The sequence below is a fragment of the Candidatus Poriferisocius sp. genome, from assembly GCF_965219815.1.
GTDB lineage: Bacteria > Actinomycetota > Acidimicrobiia > Acidimicrobiales > Bin134 > Poriferisocius.
The window spans coordinates 1,615,352-1,637,855 of sequence record NZ_OZ244791.1 but is presented as its reverse complement, the minus strand read 5'-3'; the positions used below and the strand labels follow the sequence as shown (position 1 = coordinate 1,637,855).

Below are 22,504 nucleotides of genomic sequence, written 5' to 3'. Positions count from 1 at the left end.
CTAAAGCTGCTGATTTCGCGTTGATTTCGTGACTTTTTAAGAAATTTCTTTTACACAGGTTACCCCTTGGTGCCCACTCTCCAAGTGCGAACCAAAAACCCAGGTCAAATGGTTGTGTTGCGTCGTCCACAGGAAGATTTCCACAGATCGACGTAACGCATGCCCAACTATCCGCTCCCCAAGACCGCTCAGTTGGGAACAATTTGAGAATTTGGATCGCGAGAATGCCCGCTCCATTCCCGTCGCTGCCGTGATCTAAGGCTGAGGCGGAGGAGAGAGAGGAGCAAGTTCATGACCCAAACTGTGGAAGACCTCATCGACCCGGCCGCTGCGTGCCAGATGCTCAGCATTGATCAAAGCAGCCTGCTTCGAGGTATCAACGACGGCATCGTGCCCGCCTATCGCATCGGCAGCGCCGTCCGATTCCGCCCATCGGAGTTACGCCATCCCTCTCTCAGCGGTCTGGCCGACTACTACCGCAAGATCGACGAGGAATTCGCCGCCTAACCCCACCCCCAAAGCCTCCGCCCCCGGCTGCGACAACCCCCGCGCGGTCGGGGGCGGAGAGGGGTCTCAGGGCAATACGGTCTCGGTGTCGCGGCCAGAGCGCAGAACGGTTCCCGGGGTGGCGCCGGTCACCTGGCCGTCAACCACGATGTCGGTTCCGGCCACCAGCACCCGGTGGACACCCTGGGCGCCGGCGAACAGGCGCATGCAGTCGCCGGGCAGATCGGTGCGGGCCTCGATGGGATCGGAGGCCACGGTGGCCGGGTCGAACAGCACCAGATCGGCATGCCAGCCCTCGGCCACCCGACCCCGGTCTTTGAGCCCGAACAGGCGGGCCGGGACGTCGGTCATCAGCCGCACCGCTTCCCCTAGCGGCAACAGCCCCCGGGTTCGCACGATGTCGCCCAGGATGATGGTGAAGTAGCGGGTGCCGCACATTCGGTCGAGATGGGCGCCGGCGTCGGAGCCGCCCACGATCACTCGAGGGTCGCGCCAGTGCTCGGTCCGGTGGGCCCAGCTCTCCTCCGAGTCGTCGGCATTGATGGGCCACAGGTCGGTGCGCAGGTCGTCGGCCAGCACGATGTCGCACAGCGTGTCGAACGGCTCTTGTCCCCGCTCAGCGGCAATGTCGCCCACCCGGCGGCCGGTGAGCCCGTCGTTCTCCGGGGAGTGGGTGGTGCCGATCTCGATGTTCTGCCACTGGGCCATGTGGTAAAAGCCACCGCTGCCGGTTTGGGCCTGCTCATTGAGCCACCGGCGGGTCTCCGGGTCGGCCAGCGCGGCCATCTTCTCGTCCCGGGGAAGGTTCATGGTGTCCTTCCAGCCGGGCATGTTGTAGAGCGGGCAGTAGGTGGCGAAGCTCAACTTCAACCCGCCGATAGTGGGCATAGACAACGCAACAATGCGCCCGCCCACCTCAGCGGCGGCATCCGATGCCCCGAGCTGATGGTTGGTGCGGTCTTTGGTGTCGGCGCTGACGGTGAGCACGTTCCAGTTCAGCGGACGCTGGGCTCGAGCCGACATCTGGCTCATCAGGTTGATCTCCTCGTCGCTGAAGGTGCTCAGGCAACCAGAGGTGATGAACTCCAGCCAGGTGCCCGGGTGGTCGGCCACCGCCCCGGCCAGGGCCAGCACCTCCTCGGTGGAGGAGAATCGGCTGGGCACGGGCTCGTTGTCGCCGTCCCAGTGGGTATGGGCCAGCGACGTGGAGAATCCCATGCCGCCGGCGGCCAGCCCATCGTGGAGGGCCTGCACCATATGGTCGAGCTGGTCAGAACTCGCCGGCTGATTGGCGTCGGAACCCATCACGTAGCGGCGCAGAGCCGAGTGGCCCACCAGGAATCCGGCGTTGACCGCGGTGTTGCCGTCGAGGCTGTCCAAGAACTGCCCGAACGTCTCCCAGTCCCACGGCAGCCCCTGCTCAAGCGCAGGCAGGGGCATCCCCTCCACCATGGCCATCATCTCTTGCAGATAGCGGGCGTCATCGGGATTGACCGGCGCCAGGGAGAACCCGCAGTTGCCCCCCAGCACGGTGGTCACCCCGTGCATCGGCGATGGAGTGGCCGCTGGATCCCAGAAGAGCTGGGCGTCGTAGTGGGTATGGGGGTCGATGAACCCCGGCGCTACCGCCAGCCCGTCGGCATCTACCGTCCGGTCCGCCGCCCCATCCACCTGCCCAATTTCCGCAATCCGCCCTCCGGAAACCGCCACATCGGCCACCACCGGCTCAGCCCCGGTCCCGTCCACAACCGCGCCACCCCGAATCACCAGATCAAACATGCCCCCCACAGTAGGCGCGCCCCGTGACAAATCCCCTGGCGAAATGGACCAACCGGCACACCGGGTCTACCGGTAGAGTTGTCGAATGGTCGTGGAACTAGACCTCAGCCCTGACTGTGAAGCAGCTCTGCTAGCCGCAGCCCAACAAGCAGGCTGCACCGTGGACGAAACAGTCAACCTCGCCGTCCAGGCCTTCGTCGAGCAGCAGAAAGACGCCGTTTGGCTTGCTGAAGCCAAGAGGAACATGACAGTTCATGCAGAAGCCCTGCGCCGTCTAGGCGAGTGACAGACGAGACGTTCTTCCCCTCGCTGGAAAATCTACTGGCAGCTGCCCGAGAGATACTGGGCGAAAACCTGCCGATCAGAGACATGGGCCTGCTCGAATCTGCCGTTGCCCGACCACAGACCACCGTCTTTGGCGAGGACGCTTACCCCAGCTTGTGGGACAAAGCCGCCGCACTGCTGCATTCCATCGTGCTTGGGCATCCCCTGGTCGATGGAAACAAGAGGCTCGGCTGGCTGGCCACCACCACTTTCCTGAGCGTCAACGGCCACCCCGTAGACAACATCTCCGCAGATGCCGTCGTACACCTAGTAGAGAGCATCGCAATCCACCACCTAGAGGTGGAGGACATTTCCAGCGCCCTACAAGAGTTGGCCCACGGATAACCACTCCGGCAACGACTTGGCCCTTCAGACCGGACCCTCCAAGATCAGCTTCGGCGACCACCTCACCCTCTTGCCCCTTGCTGCTCTTGGGATCCCAGCGTGACCCCAATCAGCCCTCCGAGGACTCCGAGGATCACTCTGATCTGAATAACCGTTGACATCCCCGTAGTGGCATCGCTATGTTCCCCAATGCCTGCGGTCCGGTTAGTAGGAATCTTCCGAATGCAGCCGACATACTGCGGCGACGGGGCCCCGGACCGCACGGGGCCCCTTTTTTCACCTACTACGCAACCATTCTGCCCACAGGGGATTTTGGCACGGCTGGCTAGGTCCCGCTGTGGGGTGCGCTTTGTCATTGTTTGAAATGGCCATGTTGGCCTGTAGCATTGTCCTCAGCCGTTGCGTACTGCGCGACACCAGATGAACAATTCAGAAGTCCGGCTGTTCCTCGGTCAGGAAATCGAGGATCCCGCAGAGCAGAAACTCATCAGCCGTCTGCGCCTTGATTTAGAGCAGCGCGGCGTTAGCGCCACTTTGTACGCGAACTTTATTCCGCGAGCCCAGCAGCGCCAGATCGACTTGCTCGTCCACACGACAACCCATACCGCGCATGTGGAGATCAAGGGCCTCCGTGCGGACTGCCCGGTGCGCGGCCACGAAAACGGTCATTGGGTTCAGGTTCGTCCCGACGACACAGAGCGGCAGATCACCAACGGCGGTCGGCAGGCCATTCGTGGCACCTATGCGATTAGCGACGCCATGCGCGACCTCGCCGAGCAAGAGCGCGTCGCTGCGGTAGATGGCAATTTCTACAGTCACATCGACACGATCGTCGGGATGTGGGAAGCCATCCCCGAAGGATCAGAAATCGAGCCACCACCCTTCGTGACCGTGCTGGGCTACCAAGACCTCCTCGAGCGGCTGATCGAACCCGGACCAAATGTGCCGTGGACACAAGAGGAGTGGGATGAATTCGCCCGGCATCACAGCCTCTTCCAGCCCGAAGACATCTCGCCTTCCGAGCAGAGCCAGCGCGACAACCTCGAAGTCATTGCCGACTACCGTCTGAGAGCCCGAGCCAGTCTCTCTGACGGTCTCAGGCCCCTCGTCGATCTGGGCGCCACCGACAACGATGGCACCGAATTGACAGTAGAAGACATCGACAACATGGTCGCCGCTGGCAGGGTGGTCGCGATCACAGGCCACTCGGGAAGCGGCAAAACCTTTTTCGCTCGACATTTGGTGGTGAGACACTGCGACGTTGGCCGCCTAGTCGTCTGGATTCGGGCCGCTGACTACGAGGGCCGATTCAGCAACTTGCTCAACCTGGCTACAGCTCCGTACAGCATCGAGCGGCAAATGGACCTTATTCGGGCCGCCGAAGAAATTGGAGTTGGCGTATCTGTCGTGCTCGATGGTCTTAACGAGTGCCCGGAGAGTGAGCGGACCGAACTACTGAAACAATTGAAGGCGTTTTGCTTGCGATACTCCGCGGGGGTGCTGGTTACGAGCACATCTGAGGAGGGGCTGGCCGGCACGCTCGGCGCGAGAATCCTGTACTTCGACAAGCCTGATGCAGAGACCAGACTGGCCATACTCCGCTCCTACGGTGCACGACAGCCTGAGCGCATAAGCGACCAGTTCCGCTCGCCGCACGAACTGGCAATAGCCGCAGAATGCGAGAGTGAGTTAGCCGATAGCGCCTCAGTCGCAGACCTGCACGACGCCTTCATCCGGAGACATGCCCCCACAGAACGGGTCCGAGCCGGGCTACGTGCCCTCGCCGCCAATCTTCACTCCAAGTTCAGGACCAGCATGCCGCAACTCGACGCTGCCTCAGTCCTCAACTCGCCAAGCCTTGAACCTGATGCCCGGTTCGCAGACGAAGTCTTAGCTAATCCGCTCATCGAAGTTGACCGCCACCGTGTCCGCTTCCGCCACGAGCTATTCGCCCAGTTCCTCGCTGCCGAGGACCTCGTCCGCTCCTCCGACTCAGCCCAGCGCCTCGCCGCTCAACTTGGCCTTCCGGCCAACAAACCGCTCGCTCAGACTGCCCTTCAAATCGAGCGCAATAGCCAACGGATCTGGGACGCAATTGAGGCGCTCTGCAATGAATGGCTAATGCTCTCGGCCCTCGTGGGCGACTACGGCCCCGAAGTTGCCGCTCTTGCAGCTGCGGACATCCGAGACGTTCTCCATGTCGGCATCGCCACAGCCAGCCCAGAGAACGCGTGCTTCAAGGCCATCGAATACGACAATCAAGTCGGCTTGGCTATTGGCGGGGGTTGGTTTACAAACCGCCAGTGGTCAGATACCGAGCTGAAGCTGCTGGCCGCTGCTGGCAGGGGCCTGCACCGGGGCCTGCTCGTCGACGAAGTGTGCCAGCTGATTGACCGCACCGACGAGCTGTGCCAGACCCAGCAGCGGCTCCTGCAAGCCGACGGCATTACGAACCCCATCTCAACGGTCGTGGAAGCGACGCTCAGCCAATTGGCGCACCAACTAAACCCGGAGAATTGCGGACTAGCTTTATCCTACGTCGCTGTCGCGTTCGAGTACGCCTCAATGGATACCCGGCCCATGGGCCGTCCACACAGCATCGGTCTGGCAGACCTCTTGGCCGCCGGCGCAGGCGACTATTCGTGGGGCCGCTACTACCTGGCGATACTTGCAATCAACCCACTCGACCCCACCGACCAAGCGACCTTCGCTTCTCTGCTGCGCCGGGTTTGGAACGCAGGCGGATACCACTTGCAGCTTCAAGCACTTCATACAGCCAGAAACCTGGGTCTCTTCGGCGGAACCGAAGACCCGCACCGCTCCGAGATCATCGACGTACTTCGCTCAATCGAGACGAGCAATCTGTTCCTACAAAGCTCGCTTCTCGAAGCGCTCGCCGAGTTCGACGAGATCGAGAGCGAAACCACTGTCAAGCAACTGCAAGCCCACATCCGGCAAACCATCTCGGGCCCCAAGGACATGGAGAACTGCCGTGCGGCTGGCAGCATCGTGGCCATGCAGTACGAAACCCAAGAACTCGTCGGCCCCTACTGCGAAGCCATAGATGAACTCACTGACACGGAGAAGGCCAGGCTGTTCACAATGGCAGCGCGCGGCTCCGAACCCGATTCATGGCTCCTCGACTCGACGTTGGAGCAGCTTACGGCCCTAGTCCCCACCGGGGAGGCTGATCTTGACAATGCGGCCAAGAACGTGTTCTCGGCGTACCTCGACGGCCCCCCCGAAGACGCTTCTATGCTGCAGGAGGCATCAGCCGCCTGCCGGGCTGCCATACGAGGGTGGGCCCAATTCGAATCTGAGATTCCACCAGGGCCAGTCGACCCGACCCCGGCGCAAAGAAGCTGGCGCCTCATAGCCAGATTGCTGCTCTGCTGCGAGCGAGATGAGGCGGCAGTGGATGCTGATGGAATCTGGGATGCCCTTCTTTCCGAACCGGGCCAAGCAGTCGCAGCCCTGGCCCACATCGACAGCGCCGACAAGCGGTACCTATGGGATCGCCAAAACCAAGCGCCCTATCGCCGTCGCGATCTCCCACAAATGGCCGAGGACCACCCGGATTCCATGCGCCACCTTTTCGAGTGGGCGCTCGACAATCTGGCAGATATTCCCACTCACCCCTTTTTCCACGACAACGGCGCGTTGAACTTCACCATCCGGATGCTGGGACTTGTTGGGGACGAAACCACCGCCGAGTACCTGCGCATCTACACCCTCGATCCAGAGGTCGGCAGCGCCGCCGTCCACGCCATCAGGCAGATAACCGATCGAGCGGCCTCATAAGACCCACCACAGGCCGCATCCCAACCCCGGCAACCGCACTTCCAGCATTCCACGGTGGCGTTCCATCAAGTGGATAGCTTCTGGGATGAGCCACGGTGTCAGGGTTGGACCCCACCTAGTCGAGTTGGCTCATCTCTCGGTAGTCCCGCCCGCCATGCTAGGGAGGACAGAACACAGTCGGGCCCCGCAGAGGCCAACTTATGGGTAGAGAAAAGACTCCACAGGGGGTCGGAGAGAAAAGGAGCGCGCCAAGTTGTCGCTCCTTCCGGGATACTGAGTTCATGGAATCTAGTGAACAAATCCTCAAATGGGCTGACGGCCACGTCGAAGAATTGAAGTTAGACATGAAATGGGTGCCCAGAGATCTCGGATACGGCAACTACTGGACAGCCAGCAGTCCACAAGCGAAAGGGGCGATCCGCGCTCGCGCGACTTCTGCTCTCAGCTTCTTGGAACGATTTGCTGGACCCGACTCTCGCTGGGCTCAAGATGCCCACAAAGTGTTCAAGAAGAACGGCGAGCGGCCATCGATGGAAAGTGGGGCACGGGCAATCGGCGACATCATAAGTGAATGGGCCAGTCAAGTCCGCGCAGGTCAGGCAAGACCCCGGATCTTGGAGACCAGTGGCATAAGGGCCATCGCATCAACTGATCTCATGGAGCAGGTTCGTGCTCTGAATGCTGATGACTCGGTTACACCGGCAGCACCGATCGTGCTGGCAGGAGCGGCCCTCGAGGTAGCACTCCGGTCAGCCGTGGAAGAAGTTGGGCTTAGTGTCTCAGGCCGACCGAGCATAAACGTATATGCTTCGAAGCTCCGCAGTAAGGGAATATTGACCAAGCAAGACATCAAAGATGTGGAGCAAATGGCTGGCGTGCGCAATCAGGCTGCCCACGGGGAACACGACGCTCTTAGTCGCGAGCGATCTGGTTTGATGGAACAGCAGGTTAATCTCTTCCTTAGGACCCTCGAGGATGCGATCGAGAAATCGGCCTAGTCTCTATCTGTCCAAGAGGGGCGGGTCGACGCGGGGTGTGCAAGGGATGGATGAGCGGGTGGGGGATTGATATTGGTCTGATAGTGAGTGGATAGGGCTTTGGCCAGGTCGTTGCTGTATCGGGAAAGGGATGCCAGGTCCAGAGGTGGAGTGGTGCTGTTGGGAGTGTCGCTGAGAGCGCCGTAGGCGGCTTCGTAGGCTTGGGTCATGGCATCGTAGCGATCGAGAATCAAGTCCTTGGTTTGGAACTTTCCAAATTGCTCTACGTCCTTTCGTTTGACAATTCGAAAATTATTCATCATGTAAGCAGTGTCATCTCGATTGACTCCATAAAGGTGAAACATTAGGGCATCTAATTCTGCACGGATCAAGGAACGACGGTCTAGGTCCCATAGAAATGGTGGGCCGTCATAACCTACAGACATGGCAAAGGCCTCCATATCCCAAGCCGTATATGTCAATTCCAATACTGCTTGAGTAATGCAATCCGCATGGTCGTCAAGAACCCCTAGAGGCAGCGCTGGGAGCTGTTTCAGGTTTGTCCACGTCATATGTGTCCCACCCACCTTTTGCCGAGCAACATAATCAAAAGCAAATGAACAAAGCGAAGCCAAAAGCAGATGTGGCTGATTTGGAGTCCAGATCAAGGGCTCGGAATGGCCCACTGCAACCACAGGGAGAGCGCTGCACACCATAGTACGTTCATTAGTTGCGCTAGTAATGTCGTTGAGTCCGAGAAGCCATCCTGGATTCTCACCGACTCTTTCCTTGACATGGGATTCACTTACCCATGATAGCGGAATGGGAACTTTGCAAGGATCCAGCTTTTCTTCTGAATTCAGATAGCGTGGTTGGCTCTTGCGGCGAGTAGCGGTTGGACTCTTGACTACATGTGCTGCACGGTGGTCGTAGAATGTGGCCATCTTGCCTTCATATAGCGGCATAAAATATTCACAGGCATGATCATTCAATGATCGCACGAAGTGATTGCCGTCTAGCGCCCAACCATCCCTCTCCAGCCCTTCGCGATCTCGAAACAGGTCAGCATCATTGCCCATGTGGAACATGCATTGATAGGTCATATACCACGGGTTGCCATCAGGATCGCCATCTATAAGGAGGGATGGAAGACGATGGTAGAGTTGCTTTGTGAGTTCAGCATCTCTTCGAGTTCTGAATATGGGACACGTCTTTGTATTTGGATTGAGAATGGAAAAATCATCTGAATCGAGTTCGAAAATGCGTTCCACGTCGTCCAGATCTGCGATTTCGTGAGCAAAGAAGGAGAACAAAGCCTGATCGACTGTACGTTCCACACCGGTAAGCGTAAGCAAGCAAAATCTATATCTGCTGTCCACTGCTGGGAAGATGTTCCCGCGATTCTCAAAATCGTATAGCGACACCAAAGTACCAGTCTCCACAAGATCGCGAAAGAGATACTTGGTAGTATCATCAGTAGCAATTCCTGAAGGAACGATCACTCCTAATCGGCCATGGGGCGAGAGGCTGACTCTCATGAGCTCAGCAAACACTGAATATGTGTTCACATCGCCTCTACCCGCAAGCGGAAAACTCCCACTATTGCAAAGCAAAGAACTCCAGTCTTCGGACTTGCGATAATCCAACTCGAAGGCGGTGTGCAATGCCGGGTCTTCCTCCTTGAGAACCTCGATTCGACGGTTCCGAGCGGCAGCGCTTTCTGCCATGGCAACGTGGCTGTCTCTAGCGGCGAACCACTCCAATCTTTTGAGTTTTACACGTCCCCATGGAGGATTGCCGAGAACTGCATCGAAGCCACCGGACCAGCCGGTTTGGGGATTGGTGGCATCGTCGGGATTGCTGGGCACCGAGAACACTTCGGGGAAGGTCAGGTGCATATGGGTGAATTGGTAGTCGTCGGCTAGGGTTCTGATCGCTTCTAGCACTCTTATGTCAAGGGGCGAGCCCCGCGACTGATTGTCGCTATAGTTCATAGCAAGAACTTGATCGGGAGTTAGTCTTTCTGCCTCCCTCAGCACCTCGTCGGTAATGGCAGGTGTCTCAGAGGTCTTTGGGGCCACAAAGGCGGCGCACCAGGTGTCGGCGATCAGCTTCTCCTTTTGCGCGAGTCCTCCGCCTCTCACCTCTGCGTACTCAACTTCTTTATTGGTCACTTGCTCGGCGGTTTGCTCAGGGGCCTCGTCAACACGACGAAGGGCAGCAGCTAGCTTGGCGCTGTCAGCTGCGATCGAATAGTCCAGTTCCAGAATGAGCTGACCTCGCGCCTTGCGCTCGGCCTTATTCCTCTTGCGGAGGGCGCTGACGTGTTTCCTGTCGTCGCCGGTCAGAGCTTTGAACGCGGCGTCGGGGACCCCTTCGGCCAGCAGCTTGGGGTTAGTTCCCAGCAGGCTATTGCCGCACGCGATGCGGTGTTCTAGGAAACCCAGTGGGCTGCCGGGGACATTGGCCTCTAGCCACAGACTCACCTTGCACAGTTCCACGGCCATGGGATTGATGTCGATCCCATACAGGCAGCGGCCTACCACCTCCCGCAACGCAGACCGCAGCTTGTCGGCGCTTGGCTCGGTGCCGCCCTCACGGACGCGGGCTAGCCGGGTCGCGATGCGGTGGCCAGCGGCAATCAGAAAGTGGCCCGACCCGCAAGCGGGATCAAGCACCTTGAGAGCCAGCAATGCTTGCTCGGGGTCGGGCTGGGCCGCGGCCTCGTCAATCACTGGATCCAAAGCGTCGTCGAGCAAGCGGGAGATTAGCGCTGGCGGGGTGTAATAGCTGCCGGTGGTCTTGCGCTCACTGCCCGCCGCCCGTTTGAGTTCGAACGTGCGGGCGTCGGGGTTGGTCTCGGGGTGCAGCTCCAGCAGTGACTCGTAGACCGACCCCAGCTCCTCGGTGCCGAGATTGCGATAGTCCACTTGTCGCCACAGACGGGCTTCGTCGTCACGCACCAAGGCCAGGTTGCGGATGGCCTCGAGCAGGCGCGCGTTGCCGATCTTGGCATCGGCCAAGTCAGGGACTTGAGCAGATGACCATAGAAAACTGCCCAACGAAGTAAGGCCTAGCGCGGTTCGAGCATTCTGCTGCCCTTCGTTGTCGCCTATGTCCAGCGCTGCCATAGTGACCGCCAAGCCTGCCCACAGGTCGCTGTGGTCTCCGCCTCGGCGGCGCTCGGCCAAACGCCGTAAGCGGGCCACTGAGTAGTGGTGTTCGTAGCGTTGCTTTGCCTCAGGGTCTGCGTCTGCGGGATGGAGCAGACCGCGGGCCTCGGCCACCAGCAGGAACAACAGGCGATAGACGATCCGTAGGAGCTGGCGCTGCAATACCTCGGGGACCAATTCCTGGTTCCGTAGACGAGCGCGCAGCGCCTGGTTAGTCGGGTGCTCCAACACACCGCAACCGAGCGCGACAATGGCACTCTCCACTCCGTCGCGGAGCTTGTCGCGAGCGCGGGTGCCAGCGGAAGCGGCCTCTTGAGACCACTGCTCCAACAGGCACCGGTGCGGCTGTTCGGCTTCGAGGCGGGTCCGGTGACAGCATAGCCACAGCAGCGCGAATTCGGCGAATGAGTCGCCATCGAAGATGGCGGCCACATCGAACTCCACATACGCCTGACGAGTGAAGGAAGCGTTGTCTCGCAGCAGGCGCAGCATCCGCCCGTTAGACACGATTCCCCACAAGTGGTCATCGGAGTGGTTCAGGAACTCCTGGACCAGGCCGTGGGGCGAGGCCTTTGACGCGCCCCGCACACCGGATGAGCGCTTGTCTACGTCAACCCGCCAGCCCATGAGATGGACAGGCACGTAGCCAGCCCACTCATGGCTGATGGCATAGTCCTTTCCTGCGGTGCCTCCACTTGATACTTCTTTGACATTGAGGCTCTGCACCAGCGGCAGCCCGGCGAAGCCCAGTTCGTCGAGCAGGGGAAGAAGCCATCGCTCACGGGTCAATGACGTTCCTGTCTCGTCCAGTGCCAGGGATTCCTCGGCCTGCCGAAACCCGACCCACAACGCGGTCAACCGCTGCCACGAGCGGGTAATGGCATCACGTATCCGCTCGCCGGGGGCCAAACCGTAATCGACGGCCTTCATTCCCGGCAGCTTGGGATCGACGTTATCCACTCGCTCTAGAAGTTCTCGCGACAAAAGCGCCCCCAGGACCGAAACCGCTTCCCGGCCCATCAGGAAACCGCCTTGGGCAGAAAGTGGTACACGGCGAGCACATCAGTTGGGGTTTGGGCGTCAACCGCGACCCGACCGGGACCTGGACCGCGCACGACGGCTCCTTGGCGACGGTCGGAATCCCGCACCCGGGCGTGGGCCTCAGCCAGTGCTGCGGCGCGGGCTTCGGCCTCAGCTGCAACCCTGGGGCGCCAATACGGCTCAGCATCGATGATTGCCATGATGCGCTCGACGGCTACTTCGGGCATCACATTCCCTACGGGCTCAGCATCCAAGAGGGGCTGTACCTGCTCGGGCAGTAGCCAATCCGGTCTCTGGGGTGCACCAGCGAAGGCCAGCAGCATGGCCTCTTCAGCCAGCATGTGATGCTCACCGCCGCGGGCCGACGCAGCGATCGACATCCTCACCCGGCACAAAAGCAGCGTGGTTATGATCGATACGGCACCGGTTCGCATAACTCCGCAGCGAGCGGCCACACGCGGTCCGTCTCCTCCGGTTTGTCCGGCAGAATCGAGGGCCTGGTCAAGAACGTGGCTAGCGAGCCCGCCGACCGCTGGATGAGTGCGGGAGAGCACCACCCCACCCTTCGGCGCTGCTTGGCCGAAGCCGAGAACTAGAAGGGAGCTGTTGATGCCCCGAAGGGCCAGGGCGTCTTTCGCCGCATCGGGCACTTCGGCCAGATCGACTTCAAACGTTCGGCCCGAATCGACAGCATCCTCGGTAATGGCCGCACCGTAAGAGCGCAGGGCCGCGGTCATAAACCGCTCAACATCAGTTCCAGAACCAATGGCCTCGCGCATGGCAATCAGCTCGTCAGCCACCTCACTAGGATCGATTCGGCTCTGAGCGAACAGCGATCGGCGGCGCACTTCGTTGTTGCGGGCCCGCTCCCACTCGGCGTCGAGAGCATCGGTCTTGGGGCGCAGCTGCTCGATGATCCCTTGGAGGGGGACGTCGATTGCCCTGCCAGAAGAAGTCAGCACCTGCTCGGCCAGCGCTTCGATGATGTCGTTCGTGGAGCCGGGCACCGGAATTGACACGCCTAATGCACCCCTGATCCTGCGGTGCTTGCGAAGCAGGACCTCAAGCACTGTCTCGTCGATGCGATTGTCGGCGCCCCAGTAGGTGACAACCCGCACCTCAGGCTGCTGCTGGCCATAGCGGTCTACTCGCCCTTCCCGCTGTTCAAGGCGGGTGGGGTTCCACGGCAGGTCATAGTGGATCACCGCCGAGAAATTGTCTTGCAGGTTGACGCCCTCGCTGAGGCAATCGGTGGCCACCAGTACACGGCGGGGATGATTGGCCAGTTCGGTGACACGAGCCTCCCGGTCAGACGGAGGCAGGCGACCGGTAACGGCGGCGACTTCGGGACAGTCGCGCTTGGGCAGGCGTGCCCGCAGCCGTTCGGCCACATACTCGGCGGTCTCGATGAATCGGCAAAACACGATGGGCTGGAAGCCGTCGGCCAGCAGCTCGCTCACCATGCCGACCAAGCCCTCAAGCTTGGCATCGGCCCCTTTGGCCCCAGTGGCGATCTCGTCGGCACGCTTGGCGAATTCCCGCAACCGGCGAGACACCGCCGACTCGGCGGCTTCCGTTTGGCTACCGGGCACGACATCGGGTGCCTCTTCGACATCATCCAGATCGAGGATCATGCGGCGACCCAACTCGTCAATGTCCTCAATGGAATCACCCTTGGCATCGACGGTGACCGCCCGAGTCCGCAGCGTGGCGGCAGCCGCTGCCGGGCTGGATGCCAACGCCCGCAGCAGACCCAGCGCCGACCACCAGCGAATGCGCTGACCTCGCTGTCCGGTGCCTTGTTGGACCACGGAGCTCCGGGCATACTCCAAGACATCGTCAAAGAGCGCCCGGTAGTCAGGTGACAGGTCGTAGTGCTGTTCGCGGTCAGCTCTTTCCGGAAAGTGCGTGTCGATGTCCAGGTAGTTGTCGATGTCGCTGCGGCGGCGCTGAACCAGATGGCGAGCCAACCGCTCTCGATGACGGCGGTTGTGCTCACCGGCAAGGTCGTGGGGCAGGTCAGCGAATTCACCATCAAGCAGGCTCAAGAGTGAGCGGAACGAGTCGTCCTTGCCCGAATGCGGAGTGGCAGTGACCAGGATGAGGTGGCGCTCGGTCTTGGCGGCCAGATCCCTCACCAAAGCGTGACGCTGGTGACGACTGCTAGCGGCACGCTCGCCAGCCTGGGCACAGGTATGGGCCTCGTCCACTATCACCAAATCGGGACAATTTCGGATGAACTCGCCGCGGTAACGGTCGGACTTGATGAAGTCCAAGGAGACGATCACGTTCGGATAGCGGTCGTAGATTGACTGGCCGACGGCAAGGCCGCGCTCGAGGCGGTTGGCGGTGGACGCCAGCACAAGCTCGGTTTCAATGTGGAACTTGTCGGCAAGCTCCACTTGCCACTGCTCGGCCAGATGAGGCGGGCACAGCACCGCTAGGCGGTCGGCGTCTCCCTGAGCCATCAGTTCGGCAGCTACCAATGCAGCTTCGATGGTCTTACCCACGCCCACGTCGTCGGCGATCAACAGGCGCACCGGGTCGAGGCGAAGGGCCATCAACAGGGGCACCAGCTGATAAGGGCGAGGATCGACGGCCAATTGGGCAACCGAGCGGAACGGTCCCGCACCGGAGCGGAACCCGAGCCGCAGCGCATCTCTCAGCAAACGGGCTGAGTGGGCATCTCCCAAATGCCGAGACGGGTCGGGCAGATCGAAACTGGCGGCTGAGACATCTTCGACCGCGGCCAGGATGCCGGTGGTTTCGTCATCGGTGCCGCCCAGCGGGCGGACCATCACCATCTCATCGGTGCTGTCGGGCAAGACAACCCAGTCGCGCCCTCTCGCGGTGACCAGCGAGCCAGGTGCGAAGGTCATGAGGCCCCCTGGCTGCCAATGCCGAATACTGCGGGATGGCGGGTGGCGATGGCTTGCCAGTCGTCAGCGTGGCCGAAGCGTATGACCTGATAGCCGAGATCGTTCATGGCATGTTCCTGGATGGCATCTCGCGCCGCTCGCTCGGGGTAGTCGTGATGAGGGCCATCCACATATACCACCGCGCAAGCCTCGTCGTATACGAAGTCCGGGCGGGTCTGGGCGGTCTCGAAGTAGACCTGCGAACGGTCGGGGCGTCGATAGCCGCCGCGTTCGAGGAAGGCTAGAAACTGCTGCTCAAGGCCGGAATCAGCGGAGTCGGCCAACTCGTCATCGTGCTTATCTCGTACAAAGATCGCGCCGTGGACCAGAGGCATGAGATATTCGGCCGCCAGACGGCGGTCGAGCAGGCCATGATCACCTTGGTTCGAGTACGACATCAGGCAGTCGTAGCAAGCCGCCTCGCACGCCTCCACCTGACCCGGGCCGTCTTGGTCATGGCCAGTGTCGGGATCAATGTGGCACCGACGCAGCGCCTCGCGAGCGATCCGCGACCATAGCGACGGATCGTCCACCAGCTGTTTCAGGGCACCCGCACCGCCCTCGGCCGCCTCGTACACCAGCAGTTGACGGCGATTATCCGGCGATGGCAGCGGCTCGGCGGCGATCTCGCTCGGCTCCAATTGGAACACCACTTGCAGAGCGGAGGTCAGTGCGGCCTGGACCGAAGCCATTGTTTCTATGTCGAGCTCGGCGGGGGGAAGGTCGACAGCGTTTGGACTGCCCTGACCGCTCCCCTGGGCTACTGGCTCAATGAGCAGTGCGTTGCGGGCGTCGGTTACATAGGGGATCACACGGACCGTGCGCTGAGACAAGGGATCTTGGTGGGATGTGTCGGCATCGCCCTCGGCGGCATCGGCGTCGCGTGCCCAGTAGCCCCGCTCGATGTCAAGCACAAACCCGAGCTGCGCTCGGTTGGCGCGTCGCCGTGGCCCTTCGTTGATTCGCCAGATTGTGGCCGCGTCCCCATACGACAATCGCAACACTGGTCCGTCATCGCGAGAGGCCCCGTCTGCCTGAGCAGCGCAAAGCACTCGCTCGCGAACAGATCTTTCGCCTTGGCGGCGTGCGAAGCGGACGGCGGCAACGATGTCGTAGCCCCGTCGCTCCCTCTGTTCCTCATCGGAAGTGATCCGGTCGCGGCGGCGAGTAGACACGTTGCGCAGTCGGAACATGTTTCGGGTCTGCGGGGGCAGAGGCTCGGAGCAATGCTCGCATACGTCGGGGCCAGGACCGGTGTAGTCGGCGTGCAGGTAGCCGCACGCTTCGCATCGCTTGATCGACGTGGTGATGATCGAGCCGCCGTTGGGGTCGCTCTCGAAATCCTCGGCGTCGAGGATCACCCGGTTGACCTGATAGCGGTTGCCCTCGTGGTAGATCAGGCTGTGGGGGCTGAACTCGGAGATAGCCAGGAAGCGGGGGCGTTGCAAGAACTCAGTGCCGCGTTGCTGTCGGCCTGGCACGAATGCCGACAACGGGAGACGGGGGAACGAATACCCTGGCAGGAAGCCTTCAGCGGCAAAGTAGCGGTAAGGGTAGAAGTCCGAGTGGAAGCCGTCGCTCAAGTCACCCCGCAACAGATCGAGCTGGCGGACGGCCTCGCGACGAAGGCGGTCTGCTTGTTCTCGATCTCGGCGAGTACGACCGGCTGACTGCCGGATGCGGGCCTGCTCGACAGCCTGGTGAAGCGCCGAGCGGTACAGCGACTTCCATCTATCGAGCGAGTCTGCGAACCGCTTGGGAAGGGCCTGCATGGTGTCGTCGAGCCAGTCAGCAGTCCACCAGTCGGCCTCGGTCAGCGCTGGGCCGAGATTCTCTAGGACCGCTTGGGCGCGAATCTGAGCCTGCGTGCGGACAGCTTCATCAGACAGCGCGTCATCTACGTGGGCCAGTAACTCCAGCGAAGGCTCATCGCCTGATAGGTCGAGCAGTTCGCCCATCTTGCTGCCCAGATTGAGGCCGCTGTGGGTCAGCCACACCGAGTGGACGTGGGCCCGAACTAGATCCTCGTTGGCCAGATCAAGGCGGGGAGCCTCCACCTGGCCCGCCACCATCTGCTCCTGATGGCGAAGGAAGTGCTGATCGTGGCTGTTGCCGGTTGCGCAGAAGGTGGTGACCAATGCGGGCTGGCCGCTGCGTCCGGCTCTCCCCGAGCGCTGCGCGTAGTTCGCCGGCGTGGGCGGCACGTTTCGCATATTCACTGCGTTCAGCTCGGCAATGTCGACGCCCAACTCCATCGTGGGTGAGCAGTACAAGACCGGCAACTCCCCGTCGCGGAATCGGTGCTCCCGCTCGGCACGCAGTTCGTGGGTGACTTGCGCGGTGTGCTCCCTGGCCTCGATGCGGTGCTCTTGGGCGTCCTGTTGGGTGTATAGACCCACAAAGTACGGATTAGGCCTGATGCCGTGCTCTGGCCCTGACGGCATACGAATCGGGTCGTAGTAGGGCTGGCCGTTGCCCAACTCCCAGCGCATCGCCCCCGCGGGAAGCTGCCAAATCCTACAGCCGTCATCTTCGAGGCCTGCTTGGTACAACAACCCGTAGACGTTCAAGGCTCCGGCAAGGTCGTCGATGATCTGCTGCCGCTCATCAAGCGTCAGGTGTTGAACGCTACCTAACGTGTCGAGGCGGTTGAGGAACTGGCCGAAGCCGCTGCGGGGTCCGAGGTGGGTGAGGCTGCGGTCATCATTTGGCCGGCGGGGTCGGGCGACCAGTGCCGAGCTGTACTCCAAACGCTCGCCTTCGAGCGACCACGGATCGCATAGGTTCTGCTCGCTGCGCTGTTGCATTGCCTGGTGGTTGGTTCGGTCGAGGACTCCGACCCGGATGGCCAGCTCCCGGCGGGCGACATCCAACATGGCCCGTAGGATCTGAAAGCGGACTCCGACGTCGCTCTGGGCAAGGACAGGGTGGCGAGTCGCCCACTCCTGCTCGTCGGCGGCCAGCTCATCGAGCGACTCGTAGCCGATCGATAGGAGTCCGCATTGCTCGAGATTGGGTTGGGTGATCCGCCAGCCTCGGCGCAAGTCGAGATACAGCCGGTAGGAAATCGCCTCGGTGAGCGCTTGACTTGCCATGTTCTGGGCATGGCCCCTTGCCTCGGGCTGAAGGGCATAGGTCTGCGGAGGCAGGTCGAGGACTTCGACAACTCGCTGGGCTACGTTGTCATGGTGAAGGCCCTCTTCCCCAGCCATTTGTAGGGCTTGATAGAGGGCTGACCGCAGCATGGTGACCTCGACAAAATCGTTGAGGTGGCCCGCTTGGAGCGAGGCATCTTGGCGGTTGTCGGTGAATGACAGAAGCTTGTGGGCTCTGGGGCTGAGTTCACCTGCTTCGCGCAGGTGGCTGACCGTGGCCAGGGACGTAATCGTGGTCACCGTCGAGCGCCCCTGCGAGCCGAGGGTGCCCAGCCGGGTAAAATCATTCCCAAGGCGCCCGGTGTAGGAAACGCCACAGTTCATGCAGAACCGGAATGGGGTTGGGAGCCAAAAGGCGATGGTTGTGCCAGCCTGGCTTTCTCCAGAGTCCAATGTGGCTAAGTCGTCATCCACCAGCGGGACAAACGCGCCATTAGCAGCGACGCTGATAGGTCTGGGAACACTATCCCTCCGACCGTCGCGCAACCTTTGGTTGGCGTCGAACCAGTCGAAGGGCAGGCGGTTTTCGATGCCCTCGCGATAAATGGGCCATGGAATGTCTCTTGGGCCTTCCTCATCTGGCCCCGCTGCTTCAACGGTGGGTCGGCTCCCCCGGCCAGGTGCATCGGGACGCGGATCGACAAACAAGAAGCCGGGTTCACCATCACCATCATCGGTGTCACCTAAGTCGCGAGCCACAAGAGCCGATCCGCCATCAACCGCTGATTGCCGAACTACGTAATACTCCTGCCCACATTGCCGGCAGAACGACAATGGGAGGTACGACCGGTTCCGGTCGTCACGCACAAACCGCTGCGCCCGCATTGTGATCTCTCGATCTTCGGCGTCTTCTGGGGTGGCATATGCCGTGTCTCCTGCACTTAGGAACTGATGCAGACGGAAGGCGAATACGCTTCGGCCCGCTGCTTGGTCCGGCAGACGGCTAGCGGTCAAGAGCTGGTCTTGAATCGCCTTCTCACACTGGGCACTGGGCAGGCCTGTCGCCGCGGCGAGACGTTCTCCTCCACCATCGGGTCCTGCAATGGGAATGGGTGTAGCCCGCACCAGCCGACCGCTGGCATCCTCGGCCAGGCCGAACGTTGATTCGATCCAGATCGACAATGGGTCGGTCAAGAATTCATCAACGGTGACGGCACCTGGGGGTGGGCTATCAACCCGGCGAGCCAGTTCTCCGGCGAACTCAAGGCTGTTGATGTCTCGATCGTCCGTGACCCGCCGCAGTGTTTCGGAGATGATGTCATCGGGCCCGACTTCTGCGCCGAACAGCTTTGTGGCCACCTCTGCGACTCGGGCATCGCGCTCTGCGGGCGTGCCCTCGGTTGAGAGTGTGGCCGACGTGCCCACGCACTGCATATCGGAGGCACCGGTAGCCTCTCGGATTCGGCGAACCAGCATGGCCACATCCGCTCCCTGGCGACCTCGGTGTGTGTGTAATTCGTCAAGCACCAGGAAACGCAGTGAAGACATCGCCCTTACCAAGGCTTTGTCGATGTAGCGGGTGAGAATGAGCTCGGCCATCACATAGTTGGTGAGCAAGATATCGGGCGGATTGGTGAGAATCGCCTCCCGCTCGTGCTGGTTCTGCTGGCCGGTGTACACCGCAAACGTGACTGGCCGGTCTACGTTTGAACCGGGCGTTGTCGCCCAAGAACCGTGGTCGAGGAACTTGGACAGTTCCTCATATTGGCTGTTGGCCAGAGCGTTCATCGGATACATGACCAGGGCCTTGACGCCCTGGCCCGACCCTGAGCGCAGCACATGATCGACGATGGGAATGATGTAGGCGAGACTCTTGCCCGACCCCGTGCCGGTGGTCAGCACATAGTTCCGCCCCGCTGCGGCGGCATCGACAGCCTCACTCTGATGCCGATGCAATGTGAGCAGGTGGCCTTGGGAGTCGTCGACTGACTTGCCCGTTCGGAAGATGTCACCCGCTGTCTGGTGCAGTCGCCCTGAATCAACCAGATCATCGACCGATGCCCCCGGCTCAAACGCCGGGTTCACCCCGACCCGGGGATGCGGCCACAACAGTCCACCATCCAGCGCCTCGGTTACTCCCTCTCGAATGCGCCCGTCGGCAATCTCTACAAAGCTCTCGGCGTACCGCCGGTACTCCCCAACCACCCGCTCCCGAAGCTCAAATACGTCCACAATCAGTCTCCGTCACGAAGGGACTGGCTGCCCCAAGCCTCGGAATGTGTCTGCCTCGGCACCGCCCCATCCTCGCATCGGGGTGTAACCCTATGGGCAATACAAGCTGCTGTCAGGACTCACAGACCCCGATGACTACCTCGCGACCGCGATTGGCGATCTCCCCAACTAGAAACAGCCCCGACCGAAGTCGGGGCCGTCGGGCCGGGGCTACTCACCCCGGCGGGGCTATCTTCATCCTATCCGCTGAGGGAGACATCCTCATGATGCCCTCGCCGCCATTCGCGCACTGGCTCAAGACTTAGTCGCCGTCACCCACACGGGTGGGCTCTAAACCAACAGTTCACTCGGTTTGAAAAACCGTTGACGTCCTTTAGTGGTATCGCTACCGTGACCAGTGCCTGCGGTCCGGTTAGTAGGAATCTTCCGAATGCAGCCGACATACCGCGGCGACGGGGCCCCGGAACGCACGGGGCCCCATTTTTTGCGCCACGAACTGCCCGGCCAGTGAACTCTGGACTCGACCCTTTACGGCAGCACAGTCTCAGTGTCGCGGCCGGAGCGGAGGAGGGTGCCGGGGGTGGCGCCGGTGGGCTGGCCGGCAGTGATGATCTCGGTGCCGTTGACCAGCACGTGCTCGACGCCGACGGCGCTGGCGTAGAGGCGTTCGCAGCTGCCGGGGAGGTCGGTGCGCTCCACGATGGGGCCGGAGGCCACGGTGTCGGGGTTGAACACAACCAGATCGGCGCAATAGCCCTCGGCCACGCGGCCTCGGCCCTTCAGCCCGAACAGGCGGGCGGGCTCGTCGGTCAAGAGCCGCACGCACTCCTCCATCGACAACAGTCCCCGGTCGCGCACTGCCTGGGCCAGCATCTCAGTGGGGAAGCGGGCGCCGCACATGCGGTCGAGGTGGGCGCCGGCATCGGAGCCGCCCACCAAAACCCGCTGGTCCTGCCACAGATCGGCCCGCTGCTGCCAGGCCACGTCGATGTCGTCGGACGACAGCGGCCACAGCGCGGTGCGCAGATCGTCGGCCACCACGATGTCGAGCAAGGCGTCGAACGGGTCGACCCCTCGTTCTGCGGCAATGTCGCCCACCTTGCGCCCGGTGAGCCCGGCGTTCTCCGGAGCGTAGGTGTCGCCGATCTCCATGTTGGCCCAGGTGGAGATGAACTGGAACGGCCCCTCAGAGCTGCGGGCCTGCTCATCCAGCCACTGCCGCACGGTGGGATCGGCCAGCTTGGCCTTCTTCTCGTCGTGGTCCAGGTACAGCACATCGCCCCAGTTGGGCAGCAAATACAGGGCGCAATAGCTGCCGAAGCTCATCTTCAGTCCACCTATCGACGGCATCGACAGCGCCACAATGCGCCCTCCGGCCTCGGCGGCCACATCCGAGGCCCGAAGCTGGTGCAGGGTGCGGTCCATCATCGTGGAAGCGTGGGACAAGACATTCCAGTTGAGCGACCTCTGGGCCCGCACCGACATCTGGGTCATCAGGTCGATTTCCTCATCGGTGAAGAACGCGTTGCAGCCGGTGATGATGAACTCCAACCAGGTGCCGGGATGATCGGACACCGCGCCACACAGGGCCAGCATCTCGTCGCGGTCGGCAAAATAAGACGGAACGGGATCATTGTTGCCGTCGGAGTGGGTGGTGGACTGCGACGACGAGAACCCCAGTCCGCCGGCCTCCAGCGCCTCGTGCAGCAACCGCACCATCTCCGCCACCTGCTCAGCAGATGCCGCGTTGCCGGTGCCCTCGGCCCCCATCACAAAGCGGCGCAGCGCCGAGTGGCCCACGAGGAACCCGGCGTTGACCCCGATTCGCCCTTCCAATGCATCCAGGTACTCGGCGAAGCTCGACCAGCTCCACGGCAGACCCTGCTCCAGCGCAGGCAGGGGCATCCCCTCCACCTTGGCCATCATTCGGCGGATGTAGTCGGCATCGTCGGCCTTGAGCGGGGCCAGCGTGAAGCCGCAGTTGCCGCCCAGCACCGTGGTCACCCCGTGCTCGTTGGAGGGAGAGGCCAGCGGATCCCAGAAAAGCTGGGCGTCGTAGTGGGTATGGGCGTCGATGAATCCCGGTGCCACCACCAGCGCATCGGCGTCGATGACTTGGGCCGCGGCTTCGCCAACTTCGCCGACGGCGGTGATCTTCCCCCCGCTGATGCCCACATCGCCGACAACGCCCGGTGATCCGGTGCCGTCCACGACGGTTCCGCCCTTGATGATCAAATCCAGCATGGCGACAGGCTAGTAGCGCATGACGGCATGATCCCCAGCAGGCCCTGGGTTCAGCGCCAAGAGTACGC

The 22,504-nt window shown here is 61.5% G+C and carries 10 protein-coding genes; 5 read left to right on the top strand and 5 right to left on the bottom strand.

What is annotated here, in order from left to right:
• Positions 1-291 precede the first annotated feature (291 nt).
• Positions 292-507: a helix-turn-helix domain-containing protein gene (locus ACOQPI_RS07745; protein WP_420619098.1), complete on the top strand. Its 216-nt coding sequence runs from the start codon at positions 292-294 to the stop codon at positions 505-507.
• 66 nt (positions 508-573) lie between these two features.
• Here the strand turns inward: ACOQPI_RS07745 and ACOQPI_RS07740 are convergent, their stop codons facing one another.
• Positions 574-2,286: an N-acyl-D-amino-acid deacylase family protein gene (locus ACOQPI_RS07740; protein WP_420619097.1), complete on the bottom strand. Its 1,713-nt coding sequence runs from the start codon at positions 2,284-2,286 to the stop codon at positions 574-576.
• Between the two features lie 85 nt (positions 2,287-2,371).
• On the opposite strand from ACOQPI_RS07740, the gene ACOQPI_RS07735 reads away from it, so the two are divergent.
• From ACOQPI_RS07735 to ACOQPI_RS07720, 4 genes are all read left to right on the top strand, one after another.
• A complete protein-coding gene (locus tag ACOQPI_RS07735) occupies positions 2,372-2,572 on the top strand; it encodes a hypothetical protein (protein ID WP_419848629.1) in 201 nt (66 codons plus the stop codon).
• Positions 2,569-2,955 carry a type II toxin-antitoxin system death-on-curing family toxin gene (locus tag ACOQPI_RS07730; RefSeq protein WP_420619096.1) on the top strand — a complete coding sequence of 129 codons (387 nt, stop codon included), beginning with the start codon at positions 2,569-2,571 and terminating at the stop codon, positions 2,953-2,955. Before ACOQPI_RS07735 ends, ACOQPI_RS07730 begins: the two co-directional genes overlap by 4 nt.
• A gap of 420 nt (positions 2,956-3,375) precedes the next feature.
• Positions 3,376-6,756, top strand: coding sequence for a hypothetical protein (locus tag ACOQPI_RS07725; RefSeq protein WP_420619095.1), 3,381 nt, complete (start codon positions 3,376-3,378; stop codon positions 6,754-6,756).
• Between the two features lie 281 nt (positions 6,757-7,037).
• Positions 7,038-7,754 carry a hypothetical protein gene (locus ACOQPI_RS07720; protein WP_420619094.1) on the top strand — a complete coding sequence of 239 codons (717 nt, stop codon included), beginning with the start codon at positions 7,038-7,040 and terminating at the stop codon, positions 7,752-7,754.
• Here ACOQPI_RS07720 and ACOQPI_RS07715 read toward each other — a convergent pair.
• The 4 genes from ACOQPI_RS07715 to ACOQPI_RS07700 form a co-directional block, all read right to left on the bottom strand.
• Positions 7,751-11,926 carry an Eco57I restriction-modification methylase domain-containing protein gene (locus ACOQPI_RS07715; protein ID WP_420619093.1) on the bottom strand — a complete coding sequence of 1,392 codons (4,176 nt, stop codon included), beginning with the start codon at positions 11,924-11,926 and terminating at the stop codon, positions 7,751-7,753. The two genes, ACOQPI_RS07720 and ACOQPI_RS07715, sit on opposite strands and share 4 nt — an antisense overlap.
• A complete protein-coding gene (locus ACOQPI_RS07710) occupies positions 11,926-14,826 on the bottom strand; it encodes a helicase-related protein (protein ID WP_420619092.1) in 2,901 nt (966 codons plus the stop codon). Before ACOQPI_RS07710 ends, ACOQPI_RS07715 begins: the two co-directional genes overlap by 1 nt.
• Positions 14,823-20,192, bottom strand: coding sequence for a DEAD/DEAH box helicase (locus tag ACOQPI_RS07705; RefSeq protein ID WP_420619091.1), 5,370 nt, complete (start codon positions 20,190-20,192; stop codon positions 14,823-14,825). The genes ACOQPI_RS07710 and ACOQPI_RS07705 overlap by 4 nt, the downstream gene beginning before the upstream one ends.
• Before the next feature lie 528 nt (positions 20,193-20,720).
• On the bottom strand, positions 20,721-22,436 hold the full coding sequence (locus ACOQPI_RS07700) for an N-acyl-D-amino-acid deacylase family protein (RefSeq protein ID WP_420619090.1): 1,716 nt from the start codon (positions 22,434-22,436) through the stop codon (positions 20,721-20,723).
• Between the last annotated feature and the right edge of the window lie 68 nt (positions 22,437-22,504).